Raw genomic sequence first — 25,808 nt, 5'->3', positions numbered from 1 at the left:
ACCACCATCGGCTCGTTCCGCCAGATGGCTAGTAACCGGGGAGGACACCGAGTACAGTTCAAGCCGTGCGCGGCTTGTTGAACCGATTGTCAAGCATCGACTCCAGCGCCGAGCGAGGACTGCAGGTCATCGAGTTCTTTGATCAGCTGCTTTCGCATAGGGCCGATGCGGAGGCGGTCGCACGGGCCACAGCGATCTTGTCCCAGACGACGGCCGGCGTCATCTTCGACGAGATCGGCGAGGTGCACGTTGTCGATCCGGCCGGGCGGACGCTCGATACATCGGGGCCGGGGCTGAACGTCCTCATCAGCGACATCATCGTTGACAATGATCCTGTCGGGCGCGTTTGGCTTGAACGTCGGGATGAGGCAGACGGGCACGAATGGGACGAGCTCATCACTGCGCGGTTCGCGCTCACGATGGCGGCGTTGTATTCGCGCTCCTACAGCGACGACACCCATGTGGGCCTCACCAACCCGGAGCTCCTTCACACGCTGCTGAGCGATCAGGCGGGCGAAGCCGAGACAGCCCGGGCGGCGCGTCTACTCGGCTTCGGGGTGGGACAGCCAGTTCGTGTCCTCGCGGTACATGCCGAGGCCAGGATCGAAAGGATCTTGCCCGCTTTCCGAGCCGCCGTTGCCGGCGCAACAACCGGCCGGACTGTGGCGGCTCCGATGACGAACGACCTTGCCGTGCTCATCGCGGCGGGCGCCACCCCCCGTACTCCGACGCCCCATGGCATCGCGGTCTGTGTCGGCCCCGAGGTAGCGATCGAGCAATGCGGGCGGTCCTGGTCACAAGCCCGACGAGGAATCCGGTTCGCGGCCCTTCGAGCCAACCCGTCCAACTGGATTCTCGCCGAGGATCTGGGCTGCGTCATCGCGCTGGCTGATCTTGATCCTCAAGAAATCATGTCACTGCCCGATGTCTGCGCGGTCGGCGAACTCGCCAACTCTCGGTCGGGAAGTACCGATATGAAGATCCTCGATCAACTGGGGCGGCAGGGCTCGTTGCGTGAAGTAGCCACTGCGTTGCACATGCATCACAGCAGCGTGGCCTATCGCGTCGACCGGATCTCCGATCTGCTCGGTTTTGACGTGCGCTCCAGCGATGGCCGCTATCGCGGACGGACAGCCCTCTTGCTGTGGCATCTGCACGCCGCACCGCGCATGGCGCAACCGGACACCCGCTGAATCGCCCCGGGTCTAGCGGAGGCCGTGGTGTGCCCCGGGTCCGGTGGAGTCGCGTTTCTGGATTGTCATGCCACGATGGTCGTGTTTTCGAACTGGTGCGCCCCGAGTTCGATGGAGCCCGTCGGGTGCGCCGCCCGGTCAAGGTGGTGCTCACCCGCGAGCAGATGTACACCAGAACGGGCTTTCGTCTGGTTACCGAGTACATGTTTACCCTGGGCGCCGGCGAGCGCGGCCGCCTCAGCGCGGCCATGCACGACATCCGCCCCGAGACCTCCACGTATGAGGATTACCGGGAGAAGCTGACCGGCCTGGGCCAGATGGTTGTACGCCACGCCCAACGCCCGCCAGGCCTTGCGCCTGCCGAAAAACCTATCTATGCAGGTCAAGCGGCATGGGAGTACTCGTGGAGGACTCCGCCGAGCCGGTCTCGTCGGCGTACATTCAGGTCGATGATTCGCTCGGGATCCGTGATCGAGTCGGGGGCGGTGCGCAGCGGCACCGCTTGGTCCAGGGCTTGATGTGCTTGGTGCTGGTTGTAGAAGTGTTCTTACTCGCGCAGGGCGTGCTCCAGGTGGATTCGCGGCATCCGGATACCGATGAGCACCGTTTTGATGCCGGTTTCGGCGAGGATCTCATCCACGAGGGCCGGGGACTTCCCATCTCGATCTCGGAGCAGAAAGCGCGCTCGGCAGCCCGCATCGTCCAGATCCATCATCAGACTTCTTCGTCTGGATGATCCAGTTCGCGCTCGGGTGAGCGGTGGTGCCTAGCCGGTGGTTTATTGACATGGGGCTGATGTCGCAGTAAGCCGGTGGATAGGGGTAGTTGGTGCTGTTCGGGGGTGGTCGTGATGGTGACCGCGCGGCGTCCGTGTCCACCGGCTCCGGGTCCGTTGGAGGAGTACGCGACCCGGTTCGATGATCTGCGGTGCTCGCTCGCGCAGCGCCGGGGATTCCGCGAATATCTGGCCGGGCTGCTGCTGCCACGGGACCGCAACAAGACGCTGACCTGCCTGGCCGGTGCGGAGCCGGTGGCCGGGGCCCAGAACGCGGCGGTGCAGCGCTGAACTGTGGGCCGCCCGGTTGCCGTTCGTGCTCGCGCTCAAACCGCACCAAGGATCCTGGGCAGCGGAGAATGCGGCGCACACACCGATCGACGCCGCCCGTGAGTTTGCCTGGGGAGGTCCGCACGCGCCGGGCGCCCGGACCAAGGTCGTGCGGCGGTTTCGCGATGGCCGCACCAGCGTGTGGTGGGCCGCGGACGCGGTCCTGGGCGGCTACGGCCCACACCAGGCGATCCGGCTGATCGTCGCGACTGCCGACCCGGCGACGCTGCCGGCCAAGGCCACCTGGTATCTGGCCACCAACCTGCCTCGCCCCGGCGGTCCGCGCGCTGCCGCCGCGTCTTTCCCGCCCGCCGACCTGGCCGAGATCGTGCGTCTCTACGGCCTGCGCACTTGGATCGAACAGGGCTACAAGCAGGTCAAGGACGAACTCGGCTGGACCGATTTCCAGGTCCGCTCCGATGCCGCGATCCGCCGCCACTGGGTCCTGGTGATGTGCGCGTTCACCTTCTGCTGGCATGCCCGGCCCGCCGATCCGATCCCGCTACCACACCTCCCGCCCGCCCCGGCCGACGCCGACGGCGGAGAGAGGGGGGCCTATCGCCGTAGCGCCACCCGTGCCCCTGTGCCGGCCCCGGGCCGTCCGCTACATCCGCGGCTGGCTGATCCCCTGCGCACTGCTGCAACGCTGGTGGCGCAACTGGTCGAACAGGACCCCGCCCGCTGAACTACAAGCCCTGGTCACAGCCGTCGCCACAGGACGATCCCTCAACCTCTATGCCTCGCCCTAACAAACCACCGACTAGGGGTGGAACCGGGTCGCCGGAATCCACGGGCTCCAGGAGGGGACGAGTCGGCCTGTGGGCCGGGTCCAACTTGGCCTCCCGGAGCGTTGAGGTGGTCAGTCGTGCCGATGGCCGGTTCCCATCACCGCGTTCGTCATGGAGGTGCCCCACCGACCTGTCGGGTGCCTGACCCGAACGGACCGGCGGAGCGTAACTTCCTGCCTGCCTACGGTGGTGCTTTGGGGTCAGGGCCAGGTGGAGGGAAGGGCCGGGGCTAGGTCTTCCGGCCGCAGGGTGTGGTTTTCGGCGGCGGCGCGGCTCGGGGAGTCGCGCTTGAGCCGGACGGACGTCGGCCAGCGGGATCCGTAGGCGCGGGTGAGGTAGGTGTGAGCGGTGGACGGCGGGACGCACTGAAGGGAGAGAGGGCCGAAGGGCAGTGGACGGAGGTCGTGGAGGTCCTGGTCGGTGAAGTCGGGCCGGGGCCAGGTAAGGCGCGGGCGGTCGTTCGCGTAGCCCCACAGGCCGTCGTCCTGCCGGCGCAACGGGAACAGGTCCACGTGCGGCAGCCGCCGGTCGACCGGGAAGACCTTCAGGCCGACTTCGGTCTCCTTGATGTCGCAGCCGAGGTCGAGGAACAGCGGGCGGGCGTCCAGGACAGCCGCGAGGTCCTGCTCACGGAAGGCGAGGTCGGCGTCGTCGTCCCACGGGATCATGCCGTGGTGGCGGATCGCGCCCAGGAGCGTTCCCGCGATCATCGTGTAAGGGACGCCGAGCTTGCCGAGCACCTCATGTGCGGTACTCAGGCAGCGGTAGATGCCGTCGACGGCCCACTGCGGGTTGCGCGGGAAGCTCCAGTCGGCGGGTGGCGGGACAAGCGGAGCGAGCGTGTCGGGGATCTCCTGCTCCAGCCAGGAGGCGACGACGGGATCGGCGCCGCCGGCCAGGACCTCGTCGTAGGCCGTGTGGTGGAGAGCCAGGGCGTGAGCCTCCCCGCCGTCCGGGCGCCAGGACGTCCAGGGGCCGTCGTCGGTGACGAAGGACCGGAGACGGGCGGCCCACTCCGTTCCGGGCAGCAGATCGTCCTCGAGGATGAGGATGGACTCGAGCGAGCGGCCGCGTGCCGTGGCGACGATCGAGCGCAGCGCCTCGGCCCGGCTGGGCGCGTGGACCGGTTCGGCGAACCAGTCGATGCCGAGCGCGGCCAACTCCCGTCTGCCGCGCTGCCAACGTCGTTGGACGGCGTCGCGGTGCAGGCAGAACACCGCATCGAACCGGGCGTAGGGGTTGGCCGCCTCCCTGCGTGCCAGGGCGAGGGTGGCCGCGGCCTGAGCGGAGCCCTCCGCCTCGAAGAGCTCGTGGAGATGCTTCTCGAACCCGTCGAGGTCCCAGCCGAGTTCCTCGTACAGCAGCACGTAGTTACGGGCGCGGTCGCGCCAGAACGCCGGGTAGCGGGTCCCGCCGGCACGGAAGCCGCGGTGCACCCAGCGGAGGGAGGGCAGGCAGATCGCACGCCCGCCCGCCCGCCGGAACTTCTCGTGGATGTAGCCCTCCTCCCCGCCATGGCCGCGCATGCGTGGGTTGAAGCCGGGCCAGGCCAGGCGGCGGCAGGCGAACACTCCCAGACCCTGCATGGGGATCTCGAACGGTTCGCCCGACGGGTCCTGGCCGCGAGGGTCGCAGGCCCAGCGGCCCCACATGCCGGCTCCCCACTCGTCCTTCAGATGGGTGGCGACGTTGCCCACCATGCTGTCCTGGAGTAGCGGACCCTGGACGATGTCCAGGCAGCCGGGGTTGGCGTCGAAATAGTCGAGCAGAGCCCGGACGGATCCGCTTTCCAGAAGGACGTGCGAGTCGACGCACATGACATATTCGGTCGTCGCCTCACGGAAGATGATGTCCCGTGCACCGGTACTCGCATATCCCCCGAAAGGGACGTACTTACATCGGGGAACACGTTTCGCCAACGTTTCCAGGGCCGCGGAGATCGGCCCTCCCGGATTGTTGTCGAGAATCAGGAAAGCGATGTCATCGATATCGGCCGCCTGTAGCAGCCGGGTCGCCTGGATGGTGAAGTAGACGCCGTCATAATCGTCGTACACCGCCATCCCTATCGTCATTCGTGCCATCTACTCGGAACACTCCAAGATCTTCAGAAGCCGGATCAGGATCAGGAACGTCCCTTGTGCTGGCCGCGGTCGTCGTGGCCGCCGGAGTCGCGGCCGGGCTGTCCGAGGTGGCGTCCGCGGTCGTCATGGTCGCCGGAGTCGCGGCCGGGCTGTCCGAGGTGGCGTCCGCGGTCGTCATGGTCGGCGTCATTACCCCGTCCGTGGCCCTCGTCGTGGCCCTCGTCATTACCTCGCCCGTGACCCTCGTCGTGGCCCCGGCCGTGATGGTCGTCCGGGTCCGGGACGGGCACCGGGGGCACGTCGACGAACTCCGGCGTCGTGGTTGTGGTAGGCACCGGCTCCGGCACGATGAATTCGACGGTGGTGGTCGTCGTCGTGGTCGTCGGAACCGGCTCCGGGACGGGCTCGAAGAACTCGGCCGTCGTCGTGGTGGTCGTCGTCGTGGTCGTCGGAACCGGCTCCGGGACGGGCTCGAAGAACTCGGCCGTCGTCGTGGTGGTCGTCGTCGTGGTCGTCGGAACCGGCTCCGGGACGGGCTCGAAGAACTCGGCCGTCGTCGTGGTGGTCGTCGTCGTGGTCGTCGGAACCGGCTCCGGGACGGGCTCGAAGAACTCGGCCGTCGTGGTGGTGGTCGTCGTCGTCGTGGTGGGCAAGGTGACGGGGTTCAGGTCCGGTACCGGTTCGAAGAACTCCACGGTCGTCGAAGTCGTGGTCGTCGTGGTGGAGGTCGTGATTTCGGATTGGATGCCGCCGTCGCGAGGATAGGACGGTAACCAGGCGAGTACACCGCCGTTTTCGGGGACCGGGACGGTGAGGACGAGTTTTTCGGGTGTCACGGTCATAGCAGTCTCCCGGGAAGCTTCTTGACTTTCGTCGGATAGTAACCTTCCATCCCATACATTGACAGACATATTTTTCTCTCCCTTGTGGAAGGGGTCTTCCTTGCTGCCATTTCGTCCCATTCGTGCAATTATTCTTGCGGCGGGACTGGGAACGCGTTTGGGCCGCCTTAAACCACTCACTCCGGTCGCCGGAGTGCCGATACTGCACCGCGCGCTGGCCGCTTTGGCGTCGGCGGGCGTCCGCGAGACGATCATCGTGACCGGCCACCGCGCGGAAGAGATCGCCGAATCGGTCGGCGAGACGTTCGCGGGGATGACGCTCCGCTTCGTCCTCTCGCCCAGGTACGCCGACACCAACAACGCCTACTCGCTGTGGCTCGCCCGCGAGCACCTCGACACCGACCTGTACCTCCTGGATGGCGACGTCGTGTTCGCCCCCGCTCTGCTCACCCGGCTGGCCGGCACCCCCGGCGAAGCGGTCTCAGCGGTCTTTCCCTGGCGGCGCGGCCTCAACGGCACGGTGCTCGACGTGGCCGATGACGGCCTCGTCCGCCGAGTCCATCTGTCGGGAGCCGACCGGCCGCCCCTCGACCTCGTCCACAAGACGCTCAACGTGCACCTGCTGCGCGCGCGGTACCTGCGCGAGGAGTTCGTCCCGCTGCTCGACACCCTGATCGCGGACGGCGGCGAGCAGGAGTTCTACGAGGCGGTGCTCGCCCGCTCCACCCGCTTCCCGATCCGGGCGGTGGACTGCGCTGACCTGGCGAGCCAGGAGGTCGACGACGCCACCGACCTGGAACTTGCCGACTACCGGTTCGGCACCCCCGACCAGCGGCGCGCGCTGCTGAACGGTCAGCACGGCGGCTACTGGCGGCACGAGGCCATCGACCACGACCTGCTCTACAACCCCTATTTCCCCACCGAAGATCTGATCGACGCGCTCGCGGCAGAGTTCCGCCAAGCCCTGATCCACTACCCGGTCGGGCATGACCGGCTACGCGACCTGCTGGCGTCGGCGATCGACGTCCCCGCCGAACAGCTGATCGTGGCCAACGGCGCCAGCGAGCTCATCAAGGTCCTGCCACGGGTGCTGAAGGACGTCGTGCTCGTGGTCCCCGGGTTCAACGAGTACGAGTCGGTCTTCCCCAGCGCGCGCAAAGTCGCCCTCCTGCCGCCGGAACTCACCGTGGACGCCGAGAGCCTCCACCGGGCGGCGGCCGGCAGCGACGCGCTGATCCTCGACTCGCCCAACAACCCGACCTCGTCCGCGATCCCGCCCGAGGAACTCCTGCGGCTGTGCAAGCTGCTTGCCAAGACCGGGACCCGGCTGATCGTGGACGAGTCCTTCACGGACTTCTGCGCAGTCCGCTACAGCCTGGAGGGACGGCTCGCCGACCATCCGAACCTGGTGATCGTCAAGAGCATGAGCAAGGCCTACGGCGTCGCCGGCCTGCGCCTGGGCTATCTGGCCACCGCCGACACCGAGGTCCTCGCCCGGGTGGCCGCCGAGACGCCGATCTGGAACGTCAACGGGATCGCCGAGTCCTTCCTCCGGCTGCTGCCGAGATACCGGCAGGCGTTCGCCTCGAGCCTGAGCCTGGTCAGGCAGAGCACGGACGCGCTGTACGAGCAGCTCTCAGCGATCGCGGGCCTCGACCACGTCCACCGGCCTGACGCCAACTTCGTCCTGGTCCGGCTGGCGGCCCCAGCACTCGCCTCCGACGTCACCGCCGAACTCTTCCGCAGGCACGGAATCCTCGTGAAGGACTGCTCCGGCAAGTCGCTCGACTCGGCGGAACGGTACGTCCGCATCTCCAGCCGCACCGACGCCGAGAACCGCCGCCTGGTCTCTGCGCTCCGCGACGTCCTGGACCGGGCCGAGTGCCCGCCGGAGACCGTCAGAGCCGACGGCCTCCTGATCCGGCGCTGGCGCGACACCGACATCCCCGCCCGGCACGCCGCGATCACCGCTTCCCGTGACCACCTGCGTCGTTGGCTGCCCTGGGCCACCGCTCCTCTCGATCACGAAGCTCTGCGTGCCTTCCAGCGGCAGTCCGATGAGGCATGGCACTCGGCCCAGTCCTTCTCCTACGGTGTCTTCGACGCCACCGACGGCACGCTCCTCGGCGCGGTCGCCCTCCACGCCCGAATCGGCCGCGGCGCCCTGGAAGTCGCTTACTGGGTCCACGCCGCCCACACCCGCCAGGGCATCATCACCCGCGCCGTCGCCGCGCTCACCGAGGCCGCGCTCCTCCTCGACGAAATCGAGCGCGTCGAGATCCACTGCGACGCGGCCAACACATCGAGCGCCGCCGTCCCCCAACGCCTGGGCTACCGCCTCGGCCGCACCGAACACCGTGCCCCCCGCACCCCAGCCGAATCCGGGCACTGGATGATCTGGACACGAAGTTCGGCACACCTTCCCCAGCGCTAGCCAAGCAGGCGACCTCGTCAGGTTCCTCCAGGTTTCACTGCGGCCGACCCGCTCCACCAAGCCGCTTGACCGTCCCAGCGACACCGCCGGTGCTCAGCCCTGCCTCCGATATGAGCAGGCTGCCGTTTGGTACACCGGGCTTCCCGACGCAGACAAGACCACGATCCGCCTGCTGTCTGCCGGTCAGGCCGTCGACCTGTACCGCGCGATGCGTCCGGACTTCGCCCCTCTAATCCTCCTGGGCGCCGCCGCGGGCCTACGCCAGGGCGAAGCGCTGGGGATGGCTGCCGATCGGATCGACTTCACCGAAGCCATGCTGACCGTGACCCGACAAGTCGTGCTGATCGGCCGCCGCCCCACCTGGCTCTACCGAAGACACGGGCGTCGGTCCGCGAAGTCCTTATGCCCGCCGTCCTCGCTGAGGCTCTCGCCGAGTACACGCCGGCCGATGACAGCGGTTGGAGCTCGCCGCGCGAGAACAACGGCGCAGGTCAGGGGCGGATAGGGCGGATGAGTCGGCCTGTAGGCCGGGAAGAAGCTGAGGGCTTGCAGACCTGTCCGGCCCGTTCCGCTCCCATGGTGTTTGCCCTGGCAGATAGGGCAAACACCATTCAGCCCGTTCCGGCCCGTTGTCCTCCGTTTCGATCCCCTCTGTTGACGCGTTGGTGACGCGTCGAGGTAGGGGAGGACGCAGTAAAACGACGCGATTCCCTAGCTTCAGAGGCTAGGGTTCTCCCAGAACATCGAAAGTCCCGGCGGGTGCTGGAACACCCCCGGGACATGGCACCGGAGGCTCAAACTCCAATGCATGTCAAGCGTAGCAAGCTTCATGGCTCCTACACCCAAGTAGCCAACGCGGTTCTCAGAGATCGCCGCCTCTCCTTCATGGCCCGTGGCATTCTCGTCTTCCTGCTCTCCCTGCCGGATGGGGCCCGGCAGGACGCTCACACCCTCGCCGACCAGCACCCCGGTCTGGGCCGTCGGGGTGTCTCCAAGGCGCTGGATGAACTGATCACTCACGGGTACTACGTGCGCCGCGCTGTCCGCGACCCGTTGACGGGCCGCGTTCGCACTGAGACGGCCGTGTTCGACACCCCGCAGAATGAGACGTCACAGGTGGCCCCGATGACTGCGATGCCGTCCAACGGTGGCCCGACAGGCGGCGATGCGGTCAAGAACCCTAAAGGGTTTAAGACTCAGGAAGAAAACAAAACCCCCAACCCCGCGCCGCCGAGCGAGGTCCGCGAGCCTCTACGGCCCGTAGCCGCTCCCGTGGCAGGCGGAGAGGGCTCTACCACCAGCGACAAGACGGCCGCCTGCGCGGCCCTGGTAGCTCGTCTGGGCCGTGTCGAACCCCGGCTGACGGTTGGCATGCAGGAGATGCCGAAGGTCGCCCCGCTGGTAGCCGAGTGGCTTGACCGTGGCGCTACCGAAGGGCAGATCAGGGCCGTCCTGGCAACGGGCCTTCCCGATGACCTTCGCTCTCCCGTGGCATTGATCATTCACCGGCTCAAAGCCAAGATGCCCGCTCGCATCGTCGCCGCCCCCCAGGTCATCAAGGCCCCGGCTGTCGAATGCCCCGACTGCGCCCGTCCTGTCGCCCGGCCTGGCCGTTGCTCCCTCTGCGTTGCCGAAAGCAGCGGGCGTAAGCCCGGTCCCGTAGCCGATGTGGCCCGTCATGTCGCCATGGCCCGTGAGCTTCTGACTCGCAGGGCTGTAGTCGCTGCGTAGCGCCGCCCACACCAACCCACGTACAGGTCGTTCTTTGGGACATGCGTCGATCACGGAGACGATGGACGTCTATGGGCACCTCTACCCGGCGTCAGAAGAGGTGACCCGAGCGGCGATCGACGACGCGCTCAGCGTTGACACGATCGCTTCTGTTGACAAATCGATGACACAAGAGCAGACCGCATGACCCTTTAGGGTCTGTTCCCGCAGGTAGATGCCAGGTGGGGCGGACGAGTCGGCCTGTAGGCCGGGTTTTGTCCTTCACTCGCGTGAAGGGGCGACCATCCATCTAGGGCCGGCGTTGCCGACGGCCTCAAGCGGTCTACCCGCGCGACTCGGGCGAGCAGCCCTCAGACGCCGCGCGCGGGACGCTCCGAAGAGCGCCCCTTCTTGACCTTGCTCCGGGTGGGGTTTACCGAGCCGCCCACGTCGCCGTGGGCGCTGGTGGTCTCTTACACCACCGTTTCACCCTTACCTCCCTTTCGGGAGGCGGTCTGTTCTCTGTGGCACTGTCCCGCGGGTCACCCCGGGTCGGCGTTACCGACCACCCTGCCCTGTGGAGCCCGGACCTTCCTCGGCGGGTCTCCGAAGAGACCCGACGCGGCCGCCCGGCCGGCTCGTCCGCCGTGTCTCCAAGCCTAACGGTTCCCCAGTGGTCTCCAACCGGGCGGCAAGTCGCCTCCGGTGGAATGGGGAGCAGACGATCCCCCCGGGGTCACGAGCATCCGGAGGACGACCATTGACAGCACGACCGGCCGGGCCGGTGGGCAACCGTACGAGGCCGTACGCATCCGCGCGGGCGGGCGACCGCCGGTTCAGCGCAGATGCGAGGTGTCGTTGAACCCTTTGACCACCGCCGGCCCGTCGGCGTAATACTCGATCCGGGACAGGGCCGCCAGATCAAGGTGCATGCGGTACAGCGCGTCAAGGGGAGCCAGCAGCGCGAGCCGGAGCAGCATCTTGATCGGCGTGACGTGGGAGACGGCCAGCACCGTCCTGCCCTCGTAGCGCTCGACCAGCCGGTCCCCGGTCGCCTGGACCCGCCGCGCCGCCACCTCGAAACTCTCCCCACCCGGCGGCGCGGCGGACGGGTCCGCCAGCCACGCGGCGAGCTCGTCCGGCCAGCGGCGCTGGATCTCGGTGAACGTGTGGCCTTCCCAGTCGCCGAAGTCGGTCTCCCTGAGCCCCTCCTCGACGGCCACCTCCAGCCCGAGCCGGGCCGCGACGATCTCGGCGGTGGCGCGGGCGCGCCGGAGCGGGGAGCTGACGACCACCTGGATGCCGTACGGCCCGCGCGACAGTTCGGCCGCGGCGGCCTCCGCCTGGGCGATGCCGTTGGCGTTGAGCTCGGGGTCGCCGAGCCCGGAGAACCTGCGCTCGGCCGAGAGCGGGGTCTCGCCGTGCCGGAGCAGGAGCAGCGAGGTCGCCACCGTCGTGGGCGGCCGCCAGCCGGTCCCTGTCGTCACGGGGGCCACCGCCTCCTGCCCCGCTGAGACGTCATCGGAGTCGAGGAGGTCGAGGAGGGAGTCCTGTGCGACAGCCGGAGAGGCGGAGGCCTTGGCCTTACGGCCGGGGCCCCCTGCCGGGGAGCCGGCCGGTCCGTTCTCCCGGGAACCGGAGCGACCGGCGGCCGACGGTGTTCCGCCCGCCGGGCCGGTGCCCCCGGACTCGGCGGTCGCGGAACCTGCGCGCCGGGACCCGGCACCGGTGGAGCCGGCACGAGAAGACGCGGCGCCGGTGGACTCGGCGGCCGTAGAACCCGTGCGGGAGGACCCGGTGCCCGTGGAGCCGGTGCCCGTGGAGCCACTGAGCCGCCAGGGGCGGCCCTTGGCGGCGGCGTCCATGGCCTCGTTGGCCAGCCGGTCGGCGGCCTTGTTCTTCTCCCGGGGAATCCACCGCCAGGTGACCCTGAGCCGCCGGGCCAGGGCGGCGGCCTCGAACGCGAGCGGGCGCAGCCCCTCGTTCTTGATCTTCCAGCGGCCGGCCATCTGCTCGACGACCAGCTTGGAGTCCATCCGGACCTCGACGGCCGCGCCGTCCCCGGCGAGAGCGAGGAGGGACTGCAGTCCCGCGATCAGTCCCCGATACTCGGCGACGTTGTTGGTCTGGGTGCCGATCGCCTCGGCGGTCTCGACCAGGACCTGGCCGTCCGCGGCGTCCTTGACGACGGCGCCGTAGCCGGCGGGTCCGGGGTTGCCCCGGGACCCGCCGTCGGCCTCGATGACGTAGGAGGTCACAGCCCCGACTCTGGGGTGCGGACGAGGATGCGGCGGCATTCTTCGCAGCGGATGACCTCGTCGTGGGAGCAGGCCTTGATGCGGTTGATCTCGGCGATGGACAGGCTGGTGCGGCAGCCGAGGCAGCGGGCGCCCTGCAGCATCGCGGCACCCACCCCGAACTGCTCCCGGAGCTTCTCGTAGAGGGCCAGCAGGTCGGCGGGGATGTCGGCGACGATACCCGAGCGCCTGCCCTTGACCTCGGCGCTCTCCTTGTCGATCTCGGCGAAGACGGCGTCCCTGCGGTCTTCGGCGCTGTCGCGGTCGGCGGCGAGCCTGTCGCGCTCAGCGACGATCTTGGCCACCTGCGCGTCGGCCGTCTCCCGGCGCTCCATGATCTCCAGCACGACCTCCTCCAGGTCGCCCTGGCGGCGGTTCAGCGAGGTGATCTCGGACTGCAGGCTGGCCAGGTCCTTCGGGGAGGACACCTGGCCGGAGTCGAGCCGCTTCTGGTCACGCTCGGCGCGGACGCGGACCGAGTCGACGTCCGCCTCGGCCTTGGTCTGCTCGCGGGCCAGGTCGCCCGCCTCGGTCTCGGCGGCGATCGCCTGGGTCGCGAGCCGCGCCACGCGGGCGGAGATCTCGTCGATCTCGGCCAGCTCGGGCAGGGTGCGACGACGATGGGCCAGCCGGTCGATGACGGAGTCGAGTTCGGCCAGGTCGAGCAGGCGCTTCTGCGCCGCCGGGGCTGCTTTCACTTCAAGTCCTCGCACTCTGCTGTTGTTGTCCAGGCGTCCGTGACCGTCTCGGATACGCGCGTCTCAACAGTAATCCCCTTCTCGGCCAATCCGGACGTCAGACGGCGTGCCGCCTCGGTCAGCCAGGGCCATTCGGTGGCCCAGTGGGCGGCGTCGATCAGCGCGGGGCCGTCCGCGGCCTCCATGAACTCGCTCGCCGGGTGGTGGCGGAGGTCGGCGGTGAGGAAGACGTCCACCCCGGCGGCGCGGGCGGTGGTGAGGAGGGAGTCTCCCGCTCCCCCGCTGACCGCGACCCGCCGGACCTCGCGGTCCGGGTCGCCGGCGACCCGCAGGCCACCCGCCGTGCCGGGGAGCCCGCGCGCGGCCTGCCGGGCGAACGCGCGCAGGGTGATCGGGGCGGGTAGCGAGCCGACGCGGCCCAGGCCGCGCCGGGGGTCGTCCGCCGAGGGCTGCAGGGGGGTGAGCGGGCCGGTCAGGCCCACGGCGCGGGCGAGCGCGTCGGAGACGCCGGGGTCGGCGACGTCGGCGTTGGTGTGGGCGGTGAAGAGGCCGACGTCGTTCTTGATCAGCGTGTGGACCAGGCGGCCCTTGAAGGTGGTGGCCGCGACGGTGGTGGTGCCGCGCAGGTAGAGGGGGTGGTGGGTGACCACCAGGTCGGCACCCCACGCCAGGGCCTCGTCTGCGACGACCGCCACCGGGTCCACCGCGAACAGGACCCGGCGCACTCGCGCGGAGGGGTCTCCGCAGACGAGCCCGACCGCGTCCCACGACTCCGCCCAGCGGGGGTCGTAGGCCGACTCGAGCTCTCGGACGACATCAGCGATGGTAGGCACGTGCGCAGACTATCGGCCGGTATCCCCGGGGAGGGGAATCGCTTAATGTAGGCGGATCACCACCCTCGAAGGGCCGGTTCGTCAGTGCCTCCTCCCGAAAGGGTCCGGCTCCGGCCGGACCGTGGGGCTCCGCGCGTCGACCGGCACCGGCCGTCACAGACGACGCAAGGAGAGCGGATGAGCCCGACCATCGCGATCATCGGCGCCGGGTTCGGCGGGCTGTGCATGGCCATCCAGCTGGAACGGGCGGGGATCCGCTCCTACACGGTCTTCGAGAAGGGGAGCGGCGTCGGGGGCACCTGGCGGGACAACACCTATCCGGGTGCCGGGTGCGACGTCCCCTCCCACCTGTACTCCTTCTCCTTCGAGAGATACTCCAGCTGGACCCGCCGCTATCCGGGGCAGCCCGAGATCCTCGGCTATCTGGAGAGGTGCGCCGACAAGTACGGCCTGCGTCCGCGGATCCGGCTGAACACCGAGGTCACCGCCGCCGTCTTCGACGAGTCGCTGGGCAGATGGCGGGTGCGCTCCTCCTCCGGCGAGGAACTCTTCGACGTGGTGGTGTCGGCGGTGGGGCAGCTCAACCGTCCCCAGTTGCCCGACATCCCGGGGATGTCAGACTTCACCGGCGTGGCGTTCCACTCCGCCCGCTGGGACCACTCCCAGGACCTGGCGGGCAAACGGGTGGCGGTGATCGGGAACGGATCCTCGGCGGCGCAGTTCATCCCCCGGGTGGCCGAGGTCGCCGGGCGGCTGGACGTCTTCCAGCGCACCCCGAACTGGGTGATCCCCAAGCCCGACGCGGTCTTCGGCAAGTCCGTCCGGACGGTCCTGCACCGCCTGCCGTTCCTGCAGCGGGGCTACCGCGAATGGATCTACCGTTACGCCGAGGCCACCCTCTACCAGGCGCTCGCGGGCGGGTGGAGCGCCGGGTTGCTGCGCAAGCGTGCCCTGGAGCATCTGCACCGCCAGGTCCGGGACCCGCGGCTGCGGGCCAAGCTGACCCCCGATTACCCGGTCGGCTGCAAGCGGGTCGTCATCGACAGCGCCTTCTATCCCGCGCTGACCCGCCCCAACGTCGACCTCGTCACCGAGCCGATCGTCCGGATCGCCCCTGCCGGCGTCGAGACCACCGACGGCCTCCACGAGGCGGACGTGATCATCTACGCCACCGGTTTCCGGGGCACCGGGTTCCTGTCCCCCGTCGACGTCGTCGGCCGTCAGGGGCGGCACCTCGCCGAGGAGTGGCAGGACGGGGCCGAGGCCTATCTCGGCATCGCGGTGCCGCGCTTCCCGAACCTGTTCCTGCTGTACGGGCCCAACACCAACCTCGGGCACAGCTCGATCGTCTTCATGATCGAGTGTCAGGTCCGATACATCATGGGCTGCCTGCCGCACCTCGCGAGCAGGGGGCCGATGGAGGTGCGGCCCGAGGCGATGGACGCGTGGCGGCGGAGCCTGGAGCGGGCCATGGGCACCATGGTGTGGGGGGCGGGCTGTACAAGCTGGTACAAGAACGCGGCGGGCCGGGTGACCAACAACTGGCCGGCTCCGACACCTCTCTACCGGAGGCTGACCCGGGCGCCCCGGACCGCGGCTTTCCGCTTCGCGCACTGACCCGGACGCCCCAGGCCGCGGCTTTCCGCTTCGCACCGACCCGGACGCCCCGGACCGCGGCTTTCCGCTTCGCGCACTGACCCGTCTGCACGGCGGGGGCGGACTTGTCGATAACGTCGGAGGCGACGAGAGCACTCCGCGAAGAAGGGCCTGCCCGTGTCCGCTGACCTCCATCGTGATGCCGTGGTCGCCGATACCCACAACGACCTGCTGATGGCCGTCACGGCGCGCCCTCCGGGGCAGTGGGCTCCGTTCTTCCGTGAGCGCTGGCTGCCCCAGCTCCGGGAGGGCGGGGTGAACCTGCAGGTGCTGCCGGTCTTCGTCGACGACCAGTACCGGCCCGAGGGGGCGCTCCGGCAGACCCTGCGCATGATCGAGTGTGCGCACACGCTGGCGGAGGGCAACGCCGACGCCGTACGGCTCTGCGTGAACGGCGCGCAGATCGACGAGGCGCTCGGCGAGGACAGGATCGCCCTGGTGCTGGCGCTGGAGAGCGCCCCGGGCCTGGACGCCAGCGTCGAGTTGCTGCCCACCCTGCACCGGCTGGGCGTGCGGGTCGCCTCGATCGCGCACTGGGGCCGTACGGCCCTGGCGGACGGCAGCGGTGAGGACGCCACGGGCAGCAGGCTCACCGCGGCGGGAGTGGCGGCGGTCCGGGAGATGGAACGCCTCGGCATGATCTTCGATGTCTCGCATCTGGGCGCCTCCGGGGTGGGGCACGTGCTGGAGTTGGCCACCCGGCCGGTGATGGCGACCCACTCCTCCGCCCGTGCGCTGCGTGAGCACCACCGCAACCTGACCGACGACCAGATCCGCGCCATCGCCGCGACCGGCGGCGTGGTCTGCGTCAACTTCCTGGCGGCCTTCCTGTCGGAGGACCCGGCCGAATACACCGTGGACCGGCTGGTGGACCACATCGAGCACGTCGTAAGCGTCGGCGGGATCGACCATGTCGGCCTCGGCCCCGACTTCGTCCGCGAGGTCATGCACGACGTCACACCGCCGTGCTGCGAGGGGTTCAGCTACAGCGGCGTCGACGCGCTGGCCGCCGTCCCCGGGCTGGCGGGCCCCAGCGGGCTGCCGCTGGTCACCGACGCCCTGCTCAAGCACGGTTTCGCCGACGAGGAGATCGTCAAGATCCTCGGCGGCAACGTCCTGCGGCTGTTCCGCGCCGAGCTGGGGGTGCCCGCGTGAACCTGGACGTCATGCTCGCGGACCTGAAGGAGCTCGTCGAGTGCGAGTCGTTCTCCGCCGACCACGAGGCGGTGGCCCGCAGCGCCCGGGTGGTCGCCGACCTGGGGGCGCGGCGGCTCGGTGCGCGTCCCGAGACGATCGTGGTCGACGGGGTCACCCACCTGCGGTGGACCTTCGGCACGCCCCGGGTCCTGGTGGTGGGCCACCACGACACGGTCTGGCCGATCGGGACGCTGGCCGAGCACCCCTGGTCGCTGGTGGACGGCGTGGCCCGGGGGCCGGGGGTGTTCGACATGAAGGCGGGGCTGGTCCAGGCGTTCCACGCGCTGGCCGCGCTTCCGTCGCCGGACGGGGTGTGCCTGCTGGTCACCGGGGACGAGGAGGTCGGCTCGCCGTCCTCGCGCGCGCTGATCGAGGAATCGGCACGCGGCTGCGTGGCCGCGTTCGTCCTGGAGGCGAGCGGCGACGGCGGGGCGCTGAAGATCGCACGCAAGGGCACCTCCAACTACGGTCTCACCGTGCACGGCAAGGCGGCGCACGCGGGGCTGGAACCGGATAAGGGGGCCAACGCCACCGTCGAGCTGGCCCACCAGATCCTCGCCCTCGGCGTGATCGCCTCGTCGGCGGACGGCGGGACGGCACCGGACGGCCTGGGGCCGACCACGGTGACGCCGACCGTGCTGTCGGGTGGCACCACCGCCAACACCGTGCCCGCGCTCGCCAGCGTGGAGGTCGACGTGCGGGTGCCCACCGTCGCAGCGCAGCGCCGGGTGGACGAGCTGGTGCGGGCGCTCGTCCCCCGGGTCGCCGGGACCCGGCTGGAGGTGAGCGGGGGGCCGAACCGGCCACCGCTGGAGAAGTCCTCCTCGGCGCACCTGTTCGGACTGGCCTGCCGGATCGCGAAGGATCTGGGCATGGAGCCGCTGCGGGGGGTGGCCGTGGGAGGCGCGTCCGACGGAAACTTCACCGCGGGGATCGGCTGCCCGACACTCGACGGGCTCGGCGCGGTGGGCGGCGGCGCGCACGCCGCGCACGAGCACGTGCTCGTCGCCGAGATGCCGGACCGGACGAGGCTGCTGGCCGGGCTGGTCACCTCGGTGCTCTCGGGGGAGGCCGGCGAATGAGCGGCTCCGTCCGTACGGACCCGTACGCCGACGCGGCGGCCAGGAAGGCGGGGGTGTGTGTCGCCGAGCTGTCCGAGCTGGCCGGCTTCAAGGAGGTCTTCCGGCTGTTCGACGACATCTGGCAGCACGACCCCGGCGATCCGCCGATCTCCGTCGAGCTGATGCGGGCGCTGTCGCACGCGGGCAACTACGTGGCCGGCGCCTACCAGGGCGATCGGATGGTCGGGGCCTCGGTGGCGTTCTTCGGAGCGCCGACGGGGCAGGTGCTGCACTCCCACGTCACCGGCGCCGTGACCGGGCGGGGGATCGGGTTCGCACTCAAGCTGCACCAGCGCGCCTGGGCCCTTGACCGGGGTCTGGACCGGATCACCTGGACCTATGATCCGCTGGTGCGCCGCAACGCCCACTTCAACCTGGTCAAACTCGGCGCCCGGCCGGAGGAGTACCTGCCGTCCTTCTACGGTGCCATGGAGGACGCGATCAACGCGGGGGACGAGTCGGACCGGGTGCTGGCCGTCTGGCGGCTGTCCGAGCCACCGGTGGTGGCCGCCGTCCGGGGCGAGCCGTACCGGCCGCAGGTTCCGCCGGACGCGGTGACCGGGCTGGCCTGGAGCGACGACGGACCGGTCGCCGGACGCCGGGACGCCCGGGTGGTGCTGGTCGCGACGCCGCCCGACATCGAGACGCTGCGGCGTGCCGACCCGGCCGCGGCCGGGGTGTGGCGCCGCGCCGTACGTGACGTGCTGGGCGGGTTGCTGGCGGAAGGCGGCCGGGTGACCGGGTTCACCGGCGAGGGCTACTACATCGTGGAGCGAACCGCCTGACCGGCGGCGACATCGAGGGGAGACGCGGCACAGGCCGCACATCACTATGAAGATCACTGGAATCGAACTGCGGCGGATCTCGTTACCGCTGGTCAGCCCGTTCCGCACCTCGTTCGGCACCGAGACCGGGCGCGACGTGCTCCTGGTCCGGGTCGTGACGCCCGACGCCGAGGGCTGGGCCGAGTGCGTGGCCATGTCCGAGCCGCTGTACTCCGCCGAGTACGTCGACGGCGCCGCCGAGGTGCTGCGCCGCTTCCTCATCCCCGCGCTGCCGGCCCATGTCGACGCCCACAGCGCGGGCCGGGCGATGGAGCCGTTCAAGGGCCACCAGATGGCCAAGGCCGCCCTGGAGACCGCCGTCCTGGACGCCCAGCTCCGCACCGGCGGCCAGTCCCTGGCCTCCTTCCTCGGCGCCTCCGCCGACCGGGTGCCCTGCGGGGTGTCGGTCGGCATCATGGACTCCATCCCGGAGCTGCTCGACGCCGTCGGCGGCTACCTGGCCGAGGGCTACCTCCGAATCAAGCTGAAGATCGAACCCGGCTGGGACCTGGCCCCGGTCAGCGCCGTGCGCGAACGCTTCGGCCCCGAGGTGCTGCTGCAGGTCGACGCCAACGCCGCCTACACCCTGGTCGACGCCCCGCACCTGGCCAAACTCGATGAATTCGGCCTGCTGCTCATCGAACAGCCCCTGGCCAACGACGACATGGTCCAGCACGCCGAGCTCGCGAAGCGGATCACGACGCCGATCTGCCTGGACGAGTCCATCGACTCGGCCGCCCACGCCGCCGCGGCCATCACCCTGGGCGCCTGTTCGATCATCAACGTCAAGCCCGGCCGGATCGGCGGCTACCTCGAGGCCCGCCGCATCCACGACCTGGCCCGCGCCCACGGCGTCGCCCTGTGGTGCGGGGGCATGCTGGAGACCGGCATCGGCCGGGCGGCCAACCTCGCCCTGGCCGCGATGCCCGGCTTCACCCTGCCCGGTGACACCTCCGCCTCGCGTCGCTACTACGCCACCGACATCACGCCGCCCTTCGAGCTGCACGACGGCCACATCGGCGTGCCCACCGGTCCCGGCATCGGCGTCGACCCCGTCCCCGGCATCCTCGACGAGGTCACCACCGCGACGGAGTGGATCACCCTTTAGCCGGCCGACAGGTAGTCCTCGCGGAGCCTGGAGCGGGAGAGCTTCCCGGTGGGAGTGCGGGGCAGCTCGTCACGGAACTCGATGACCCGGGGGTGCTTGAACCGGGCGATCCGGCGGCCGAGGTGTTCCAGCAGCTCCGCGGGGGTGGGCCGGGGACCGGGTCCGGGTTGGACCAGCGCGACCACACGGTGGCCCCACTCCTCGTCGGGCACGCCGATGACCGCGACGTCGGCCACCGCGGGATGCTCCAGCAGCGCCGCCTCGATCTCGGCGGGGTAGATGTTCACCCCGCCCGAGATGATCAGGTCGGTACGGCGGTCGCACAGGTACAGGAACCCGTCCTTGTCCATGAAGCCGACGTCGCCGGGGGTGTACCACTCCCCGCGCATGCTGGAGGCGGTCTTGACCGGGTCCTTGCGGTAGCTGAAGCGGCCGAGTCCGGACTTGAGGGAGATCATGCCGGGCTCGCCCACGGGGGCCTCCTCGCCGTCCTCGCCGAGGATCCTCGCCTCGAAGCCGGGGGCCGGGCGGCCGACCGTGCCGGGGTGCTCCAGCCAGTCGTGCGGCTTGACGAAGAAGGCGATGGTCGCCTCGGTGGAGCCGTAGTACTCGTAGAGGACGGGACCCCACCAGTCCATGATCTGCTGCTTGACCGCCACCGGGCAGGCCGCGCCGGTGTGGATCACCTGCCGGAGCGACGACACGTCGTAGGAGTCGCGGACCTCGGCCGGCAGCCGCAGCATCCGGTGGAACATCGTCGGGACCATCATGGCGTTGGTCACCCGGTGCCTGTCGATCAGTTCGAGGACGAGGGCCGGCTCGAACCTGGGGGCGATCACCAGGGTGTGGCCCAGGTGCAGTGCGAACATCGTGTGGGCGCACGGTGCGGAGTGGTACATCGGCGAGGTCACCAGATGGATCTCGTCGCCCGGCCGCAGGTCGCAGACCTCGCCGAAGAACCAGGCGACGAGCGGGATCACCGCCTCCGGCTCGGCCCCGGACAGCGGCCGCTGCACGCCCTTGGGGAATCCGGTGGTGCCCGAGGTGTACCACATGACCGCGCCCGCCGTCCTGTCGCCGGGCGCGGTCACGGGCTGCCCCTCGGCCAGTCCGGCGGTGCCGGTGAGGGCCCCCGGCACGGGGTGGTCCCGGTCGGCGACCACGACCCTGGCGTCGCAGTCGGCCAGGATGTAGGCGATCTCGGCTTCGGTCAGATGCCAGTTGACCGGCACGTAGTACAGGCCGATCTGCCCGGTGGCCATCAGCATGACCACCGCGTCGAGGCCGTTGGGCAGCACTCCGGCGACCACGTCCCCCGAGGTCAGCCCCCGGGCCCGGAGCCCGTGCGACACCTGGTTCACCCTGGCCAGCAGTTCACCGAAGGTCGTCACCGTGCCGTCGGCGTCGATCACCGCCCGGCGACCGGGATCGGCCTCCGCGATCCGGTAGAAGCCGGGGAGCGCGCTGATGTCGGGCATGGGGTCCCTCCTGTCGGCTCAGAGCACCCGGGCAGCGCTCTACAGAGGTAGCAAAAGTGGTCTTTGCCTCCTCTTGGCCGTTAAACACCAGGAATCGGTAATCATTCCTTCAATGTGATCGTCTGATCTCGGGGGGAGATTGGCGTGATCACACGGAAATCACGGTCGGTGCGGACCCGGCTGACGTTGGTCGCCGTCGCCGTGGCCGCCCTGGGCAGCCTGCTCGTCACCGCCGTCCTGACATTCTCGCTGTACAAGGTGGCGAACGGCCTGCGCACGAACGAGGTGGCCGGCGCCGTCCTGGACATCATCCAGCTCGACAGGCGGGCGGAGACGCCCGTCGTCCTGCCGCAGGGGGACGCCGCGGGCGTCCAGGTCCTGGACGCGGCGGGACGGGTCGTCGCGTCCACCGCGTCACTGACCGGCGCCCCCCGGATGGCGGACTTCACCCCTCCCGACGGGAAGGCGCGAGCCGACCGGGAGGTCTGCGACATCCCCGCGTTCCCCGGCCGGTGCATGGTGGTCGTGGCCTTCCGGGTCTACCGGCCGCAGGGCGACCTGCTCGTCTACTCCGCCGACGACGTCGTCCCCTGGTACGTCCAGCCGGAGGTGTTCGCCCTGTTCGTCGGCGCGTCCCTGCTGTTCACCGCCTTGGCCGGGTTCGGCACCTACCACCTGGTGACCCGGGCGCTGCGCCCGGTGAGCGACATCAGCGACAACCTCGCGGAGATCACCGCGACCGACTTCGGCAAGCGCGTCCCGGTGCCCCGGGCACGGGACGAGGTCCGGCATCTGGCTGAGACGATCAACCAGACCCTGGACCGCCTGGAGGCGGCGGCGGAGCAGCAGCGCCGGTTCGCCTCCGACGCCTCCCACGACCTGCGCAGCCCGCTCACCGCCATGCGCGCCCAGGTGGAGGAGGCCCTGCTGTACCCCGAGGACACCGACTGGAACGCGAAGGCCGCCGCGATGCTCGGCAGCCTCGACCGGCTCCAGGCGATCGTCTCCGACCTGCTGATGCTGACCCGGCTGGACGCCGGCACCCCGGCGCTCAAAGAGCGGATCGACCTCAGCGACCTGCTCCGCGACGAACTGGACCGTCGGCCGCGCCGGGTCCCGGTGATCCGGAAGCTGACGGCGGGGCTCGTCGTGGAGGGCGACCGGCTCCGGCTGTCGCGGCTGCTGACGAACCTGCTGGACAACGCCGAACGGCACACCGCGTCACGGATCACGGTGAGCACCGCGGAAGAGGACGGCATGGCCGTGCTCGAAGTGCTGGACGACGGCGAGGGAGTCCCCAGGGACCAGTGGGAGATCGTCTTTCGCCGGTTCACCCGGCTGGACGCCTCCCGGAACAGGGACGCCGGGGGCACCGGGCTGGGGCTGGCCATCGCCAGGGAGATCGCCCAGGCGCACGGCGGGACCCTGGGGCTGGCGGAGAGCTCGCAAGGTGCACGTTTCGTCCTGCGGCTGCCCCTGATTCGCTAGGGTTCCCCTGTGGCACGGGGATTTGGGCGACTACGCCGCGATGATCTGCTCCGGACCGCCGGTGACGTCATCGCGGCCCAGGGATTCGGGCACACCCGGACGGTGGACATCGCACAGGCCGCCGGAGTCAGCCAGGCACTGCTGTTCTACCACTTCGAGACCAAGGAGAAGCTCCTCGCCCAGGCCTTCGCCTACGCGGCCGAACGCGACCTGGAGGCGCTCACCAAGCTGGAGGAGTCGGGCGGCTCCCCACTGGAGCGGCTGCGCGGCCTGCTCCGCCTCTACTCTCCCGCCGGCAGGTCCAAGGCGTGGGCGCTGTGGATCGACGCCTGGGCCGAGTCGATGCGCAACGCCGAACTGGAGGAGATGTCCCGCAGGATCGACCTGCGCTGGAAGCAGGCGTTACGCGCGATCGTCGACGAGGGAACCGAGACCGGAGCCTTCACCTGTGCCGACCCCGACGGCTCGACCTGGCGGATCATCTCGCTGATCGACGGCCTGTCCACCCAGATGACCGTGCACCGGCGCGTGCTGTCCCGGGCCCGGATGGCCGAGTTCGTCCGGACGGCTACCGCGGCGGAGCTGGGCCTGTCTCCCGACGCGCTGTCCTGAGCAGCCTGCCGGGCAGCACGACCAGAAGCATGGCCAGGGCGATCAGCCCTCCGCCCAGGAAGACGGTCCCGGTGAGCGGCTCGCCGTACATCATGACGGCCAGGGCGGTCACCCAGAGCGGCTGGGCCGCCAGGATCACCGCGGCGGCCACCGGCGGGACGTGGCGCTGGCCGAACGAGCGGGCCAGGAACCCCAGAGCGCAGGCCACGATCGACAGATGGCCGAGGACCGCCCAGTCGCCGGACGTCCGGGGCAGCGTGAGACCGTCCGGCGCGGCGAGGACACCCGTCATGATCGCGATGATGCCGAGCTGGATCACCGCGACCGCGTAGACGTCTCGCCGCGACCCGGCGAAGCCGCCGAGCACCAGCGTGTGCGCCGAGTACAGCACCGCCGACAGCAGGGTGACCGCCAGCGCGGGGAGGGAGACGCCGCTCCCCTCCACCTCCTGCAGCAGGGTGAAGGCCGTCAGCGCGGCCAGTGCGAGTGCCACCGCGGCCCAGGTGCGTCCCGAGACCCGGGCGCCGAGCAGGATCAGCCCGAGGACCGGGGTGATCACCACATTGGAGCCCACGGTGAACCCGGAGACCGGCGAGGACAGGTCGTGCAGCGCGACGGCCTGGGCCGTCTGCCCCACGCCGAACAGCAGTCCGAGCAGGACACCGGTCAGCCAGGTTCGCTCCGACAGCCCGCGCAGGCAGGACGGACTGAGGCCGAACAGGACGAGCGCCGCGATACCGTACCGCTCGGCGAGCAGGTCGGCCACCGGTATCCGGATGATGAGATCTTTCATCAGCGGGAACGCCGACCCCCAGGCGGCGCTGACGAACATCAGAAGCACTACTCCCACGAGGGGTCGGGGAGTGGAGACCACTGCCATGACGGCAGGATTGCATCACTGCTAGCTACCTCATGGTCACGGTGCGGATCGGGAGTGGCCTGAATACAACGTTGAGGGAAGGAGTTCACACCGGCCGGGAGAGCCGCCCTTCCCCCTCCAGCCGGGCGGGATCGGAGATCCGGAGACACCCAGGGTCATCGAACCTCCCGCCCGCCGGAACGTGCACCGGAACGCTCACCGGGGTCGCCGGCCCCGGCGCCCGGGCGGGACAGTGGACGTGGCCATTTGAAAGTTTCAATCTAGTTCCGAATATTGTGCAATCACAAAAATAAGTAAGGTAGTCGTAACACGTCGGCAGACCATGGGCTTCATGGACGTGACCCCGCCCCCTCCATGGCCGAACCTCCGAAAGTTTCGGTTATACTCCGTCGCATGCCAGCGAAGAGGCGGGTGACGATCGCCCTGATAGCCGAAGAAGCCGGGGTCTCGGTCCCCACGGTGTCCAAGGTCATCAACGGTCGCCCCGAGGTCGCCCCGAGCACCCGCCGGCGGGTGGAGCACCTGCTCCACAAACACGGCTACCAGCGGCGCGTCAGCCAGAGCGACGGGCCGGTGGGCCTGGTCGACCTGGTCTTCGCCGAGATCGAGAGCCCATGGGCCATGGAGATCGTCCGAGGCGCCGAGACCGCCGCCCGCGAAGCCGACGCCAGCATCGTGATCTCCGTGCTGCACACGCACGCCGGGCCCGGCCGCGACTGGCTGGAGCGCATCGCGGCCCGGCGCACCGACGGAGTGGTCGTCGTGGCGTCGAAGCTCTCCGGCGCGCTGCAGGGCCAGCTCAACGCACGCTCGATGCCCTTCGTCGTCGTCGACCCGGAGGGCGAGCCCGCCCCGCACGTCGCCTCGGTGGGCGCGACCAACTGGAACGGCGGTCTGTCGGCCACCCGCCACCTCCTGGAGCTCGGACACCGCAGGATCGGGATGATCGGCGGCCCGGCCGACATGCTGTGCAGCCGGGCCAGGATCGACGGCTACCGGGCGGCGCTGGAGACCGCGGGCGTCGCCGTCGACCCCGAGCTGGTCCGCCACGGCGACTTCCTGGTCGACTCCGGCCGTGACCAGGGCCACGCGCTGCTCTCCCTCGACGCCCCGCCCACCGCCATCTTCGCCGGCAGCGACCTGCAGGCGTTCGGCGTGTTCGAGGCCGCCCGCCAGCGCGGCCTGCGCGTCCCGGAAGACCTCAGCGTGGTCGGCTTCGACGACCTGCCCCTGGCGCGCTCGGCGTGGCCGCCCCTGACGACCGTCCGCCAGCCGCTCCAGGACATGGCCACCCTTGCCACCCGGATGGTCCTGGCGATCGGCCGGGGCGACTCCGCCCAGACCCGGCGCGTCGAGCTCGCCACCGACCTCGTCGTCCGCGAAAGCACGGCACCGCCCCGCGGCTGAACGTCCTTATCGACACCGTGACCGGCGCCGGTGGTAACACCGGCCCGCCGCCCCCG

Annotated in this window: 23 protein-coding genes and 1 other RNA gene; 15 read left to right on the top strand and 9 right to left on the bottom strand. The window is 69.9% G+C overall.

Translation table 11 applies throughout. The annotated features are described in order from the left end of the window. Positions 1–65 precede the first annotated feature (65 nt). On the top strand, positions 66–1,193 hold the full coding sequence (locus OHA77_RS33160) for a PucR family transcriptional regulator (protein WP_406313247.1): 1,128 nt from the start codon (positions 66–68) through the stop codon (positions 1,191–1,193). A gap of 65 nt (positions 1,194–1,258) precedes the next feature. Here OHA77_RS33160 and OHA77_RS33155 read toward each other — a convergent pair whose 3' ends face one another. Continuing rightward, positions 1,259–1,525 (bottom strand): hypothetical protein, encoded by a 267-nt coding sequence (locus OHA77_RS33155; protein WP_406313246.1) that lies wholly within the window; start codon positions 1,523–1,525, stop codon positions 1,259–1,261. A 71-nt stretch (positions 1,526–1,596) separates the two neighbouring features. On the opposite strand from OHA77_RS33155, the gene OHA77_RS33150 reads away from it, so the two are divergent. The 3 genes from OHA77_RS33150 to OHA77_RS33140 all read left to right on the top strand — a co-directional run bounded on the left by OHA77_RS33150 (position 1,597) and on the right by OHA77_RS33140 (position 2,983). After that, the gene (locus OHA77_RS33150; protein WP_406313245.1) at positions 1,597–1,929 is read left to right on the top strand and encodes a hypothetical protein; all 333 of its coding nucleotides are present in this window, start codon (positions 1,597–1,599) and stop codon (positions 1,927–1,929) included. Between the two features lie 114 nt (positions 1,930–2,043). Beyond that, positions 2,044–2,259 carry a hypothetical protein gene (locus OHA77_RS33145; RefSeq protein WP_406313244.1) on the top strand — a complete coding sequence of 72 codons (216 nt, stop codon included), beginning with the start codon at positions 2,044–2,046 and terminating at the stop codon, positions 2,257–2,259. Positions 2,260–2,275: 16 nt separating this feature from the next. After that, positions 2,276–2,983: a hypothetical protein gene (locus OHA77_RS33140; protein WP_406313243.1), complete on the top strand. Its 708-nt coding sequence runs from the start codon at positions 2,276–2,278 to the stop codon at positions 2,981–2,983. A 303-nt stretch (positions 2,984–3,286) separates the two neighbouring features. Here the strand turns inward: OHA77_RS33140 and OHA77_RS33135 are convergent, their stop codons facing one another. Both OHA77_RS33135 and OHA77_RS33130 read right to left on the bottom strand, forming a co-directional pair. After that, the gene (locus tag OHA77_RS33135; RefSeq protein ID WP_406313242.1) at positions 3,287–5,158 is read right to left on the bottom strand and encodes a LicD family protein; all 1,872 of its coding nucleotides are present in this window, start codon (positions 5,156–5,158) and stop codon (positions 3,287–3,289) included. A gap of 50 nt (positions 5,159–5,208) precedes the next feature. Continuing rightward, the gene (locus tag OHA77_RS33130) at positions 5,209–5,502 is read right to left on the bottom strand and encodes a hypothetical protein (RefSeq protein WP_406313241.1); all 294 of its coding nucleotides are present in this window, start codon (positions 5,500–5,502) and stop codon (positions 5,209–5,211) included. A gap of 13 nt (positions 5,503–5,515) precedes the next feature. Between OHA77_RS33130 and OHA77_RS33125 the strand changes: the two genes are divergently transcribed. The 3 genes from OHA77_RS33125 to OHA77_RS33115 all read left to right on the top strand — a co-directional run bounded on the left by OHA77_RS33125 (position 5,516) and on the right by OHA77_RS33115 (position 10,174). Beyond that, on the top strand, positions 5,516–5,932 hold the full coding sequence (locus OHA77_RS33125; protein WP_406313240.1) for a hypothetical protein: 417 nt from the start codon (positions 5,516–5,518) through the stop codon (positions 5,930–5,932). Positions 5,933–6,067: 135 nt separating this feature from the next. Continuing rightward, positions 6,068–8,443, top strand: coding sequence for an aminotransferase class I/II-fold pyridoxal phosphate-dependent enzyme (locus OHA77_RS33120; protein WP_406313239.1), 2,376 nt, complete (start codon positions 6,068–6,070; stop codon positions 8,441–8,443). A gap of 804 nt (positions 8,444–9,247) precedes the next feature. Then, positions 9,248–10,174, top strand: a complete 927-nt coding sequence (locus tag OHA77_RS33115; RefSeq protein WP_406313238.1) for a hypothetical protein — start codon at positions 9,248–9,250, stop codon at positions 10,172–10,174. Positions 10,175–10,401: 227 nt separating this feature from the next. On the opposite strand, the gene rnpB is transcribed toward OHA77_RS33115, so the two are convergent. The 4 genes from rnpB to OHA77_RS33095 all read right to left on the bottom strand — a co-directional run bounded on the left by rnpB (position 10,402) and on the right by OHA77_RS33095 (position 13,981). Then, an RNA gene (gene rnpB / locus OHA77_RS33110) (RNase P RNA component class A) lies at positions 10,402–10,794 on the bottom strand. A 195-nt stretch (positions 10,795–10,989) separates the two neighbouring features. Further along, positions 10,990–12,411, bottom strand: coding sequence for a bifunctional RNase H/acid phosphatase (locus tag OHA77_RS33105; protein ID WP_406313237.1), 1,422 nt, complete (start codon positions 12,409–12,411; stop codon positions 10,990–10,992). Beyond that, on the bottom strand, positions 12,408–13,148 hold the full coding sequence (locus OHA77_RS33100) for a zinc ribbon domain-containing protein (RefSeq protein ID WP_406313235.1): 741 nt from the start codon (positions 13,146–13,148) through the stop codon (positions 12,408–12,410). The genes OHA77_RS33105 and OHA77_RS33100 overlap by 4 nt, the downstream gene beginning before the upstream one ends. Beyond that, on the bottom strand, positions 13,145–13,981 hold the full coding sequence (locus OHA77_RS33095) for a Nif3-like dinuclear metal center hexameric protein (protein ID WP_406313234.1): 837 nt from the start codon (positions 13,979–13,981) through the stop codon (positions 13,145–13,147). The genes OHA77_RS33100 and OHA77_RS33095 overlap by 4 nt, the downstream gene beginning before the upstream one ends. Before the next feature lie 177 nt (positions 13,982–14,158). On the opposite strand from OHA77_RS33095, the gene OHA77_RS33090 reads away from it, so the two are divergent. From OHA77_RS33090 to menC, 5 genes are all read left to right on the top strand, one after another. Then, a complete protein-coding gene (locus OHA77_RS33090; RefSeq protein ID WP_406313233.1) occupies positions 14,159–15,598 on the top strand; it encodes a flavin-containing monooxygenase in 1,440 nt (479 codons plus the stop codon). A gap of 183 nt (positions 15,599–15,781) precedes the next feature. After that, entirely contained in the window at positions 15,782–16,792 is a 1,011-nt protein-coding gene (locus OHA77_RS33085; RefSeq protein WP_406313232.1) for a dipeptidase, read from the top strand. Beyond that, on the top strand, positions 16,789–17,916 hold the full coding sequence (locus OHA77_RS33080; RefSeq protein ID WP_406313231.1) for a M20 family metallopeptidase: 1,128 nt from the start codon (positions 16,789–16,791) through the stop codon (positions 17,914–17,916). The genes OHA77_RS33085 and OHA77_RS33080 overlap by 4 nt, the downstream gene beginning before the upstream one ends. Then, positions 17,913–18,740: a GNAT family N-acetyltransferase gene (locus tag OHA77_RS33075; RefSeq protein WP_406313230.1), complete on the top strand. Its 828-nt coding sequence runs from the start codon at positions 17,913–17,915 to the stop codon at positions 18,738–18,740. Before OHA77_RS33080 ends, OHA77_RS33075 begins: the two co-directional genes overlap by 4 nt. Before the next feature lie 46 nt (positions 18,741–18,786). Continuing rightward, positions 18,787–19,887 (top strand): o-succinylbenzoate synthase, encoded by a 1,101-nt coding sequence (gene menC / locus OHA77_RS33070; RefSeq protein WP_326824266.1) that lies wholly within the window; start codon positions 18,787–18,789, stop codon positions 19,885–19,887. Here menC and OHA77_RS33065 read toward each other — a convergent pair. Next, the gene (locus OHA77_RS33065) at positions 19,884–21,365 is read right to left on the bottom strand and encodes an AMP-binding protein (RefSeq protein WP_406313229.1); all 1,482 of its coding nucleotides are present in this window, start codon (positions 21,363–21,365) and stop codon (positions 19,884–19,886) included. The two genes, menC and OHA77_RS33065, sit on opposite strands and share 4 nt — an antisense overlap. Before the next feature lie 144 nt (positions 21,366–21,509). On the opposite strand from OHA77_RS33065, the gene OHA77_RS33060 reads away from it, so the two are divergent. Both OHA77_RS33060 and OHA77_RS33055 read left to right on the top strand, forming a co-directional pair. Further along, positions 21,510–22,853 (top strand): sensor histidine kinase, encoded by a 1,344-nt coding sequence (locus OHA77_RS33060; RefSeq protein WP_406313228.1) that lies wholly within the window; start codon positions 21,510–21,512, stop codon positions 22,851–22,853. Positions 22,854–22,862: 9 nt separating this feature from the next. Continuing rightward, positions 22,863–23,465, top strand: a complete 603-nt coding sequence (locus OHA77_RS33055; protein ID WP_326824269.1) for a TetR family transcriptional regulator C-terminal domain-containing protein — start codon at positions 22,863–22,865, stop codon at positions 23,463–23,465. On the opposite strand, the gene OHA77_RS33050 is transcribed toward OHA77_RS33055, so the two are convergent. Then, on the bottom strand, positions 23,422–24,297 hold the full coding sequence (locus OHA77_RS33050) for a DMT family transporter (protein ID WP_406313227.1): 876 nt from the start codon (positions 24,295–24,297) through the stop codon (positions 23,422–23,424). The genes OHA77_RS33055 and OHA77_RS33050 overlap by 44 nt on opposite strands. Positions 24,298–24,738: 441 nt before the next feature. Here OHA77_RS33050 and OHA77_RS33045 point away from each other — a divergent pair, with 441 nt between their 5' ends. Next, positions 24,739–25,752 (top strand): LacI family DNA-binding transcriptional regulator, encoded by a 1,014-nt coding sequence (locus OHA77_RS33045; RefSeq protein WP_406313226.1) that lies wholly within the window; start codon positions 24,739–24,741, stop codon positions 25,750–25,752. The last annotated feature ends 56 nt before the right edge of the window (positions 25,753–25,808 follow it).

The organism is Streptosporangium sp. NBC_01639 (assembly GCF_045209755.1).
Classification (GTDB): Bacteria; Actinomycetota; Actinomycetes; order Streptosporangiales; family Streptosporangiaceae; genus Streptosporangium.
This window is presented reverse-complemented; position numbering and strand designations above follow the sequence as displayed.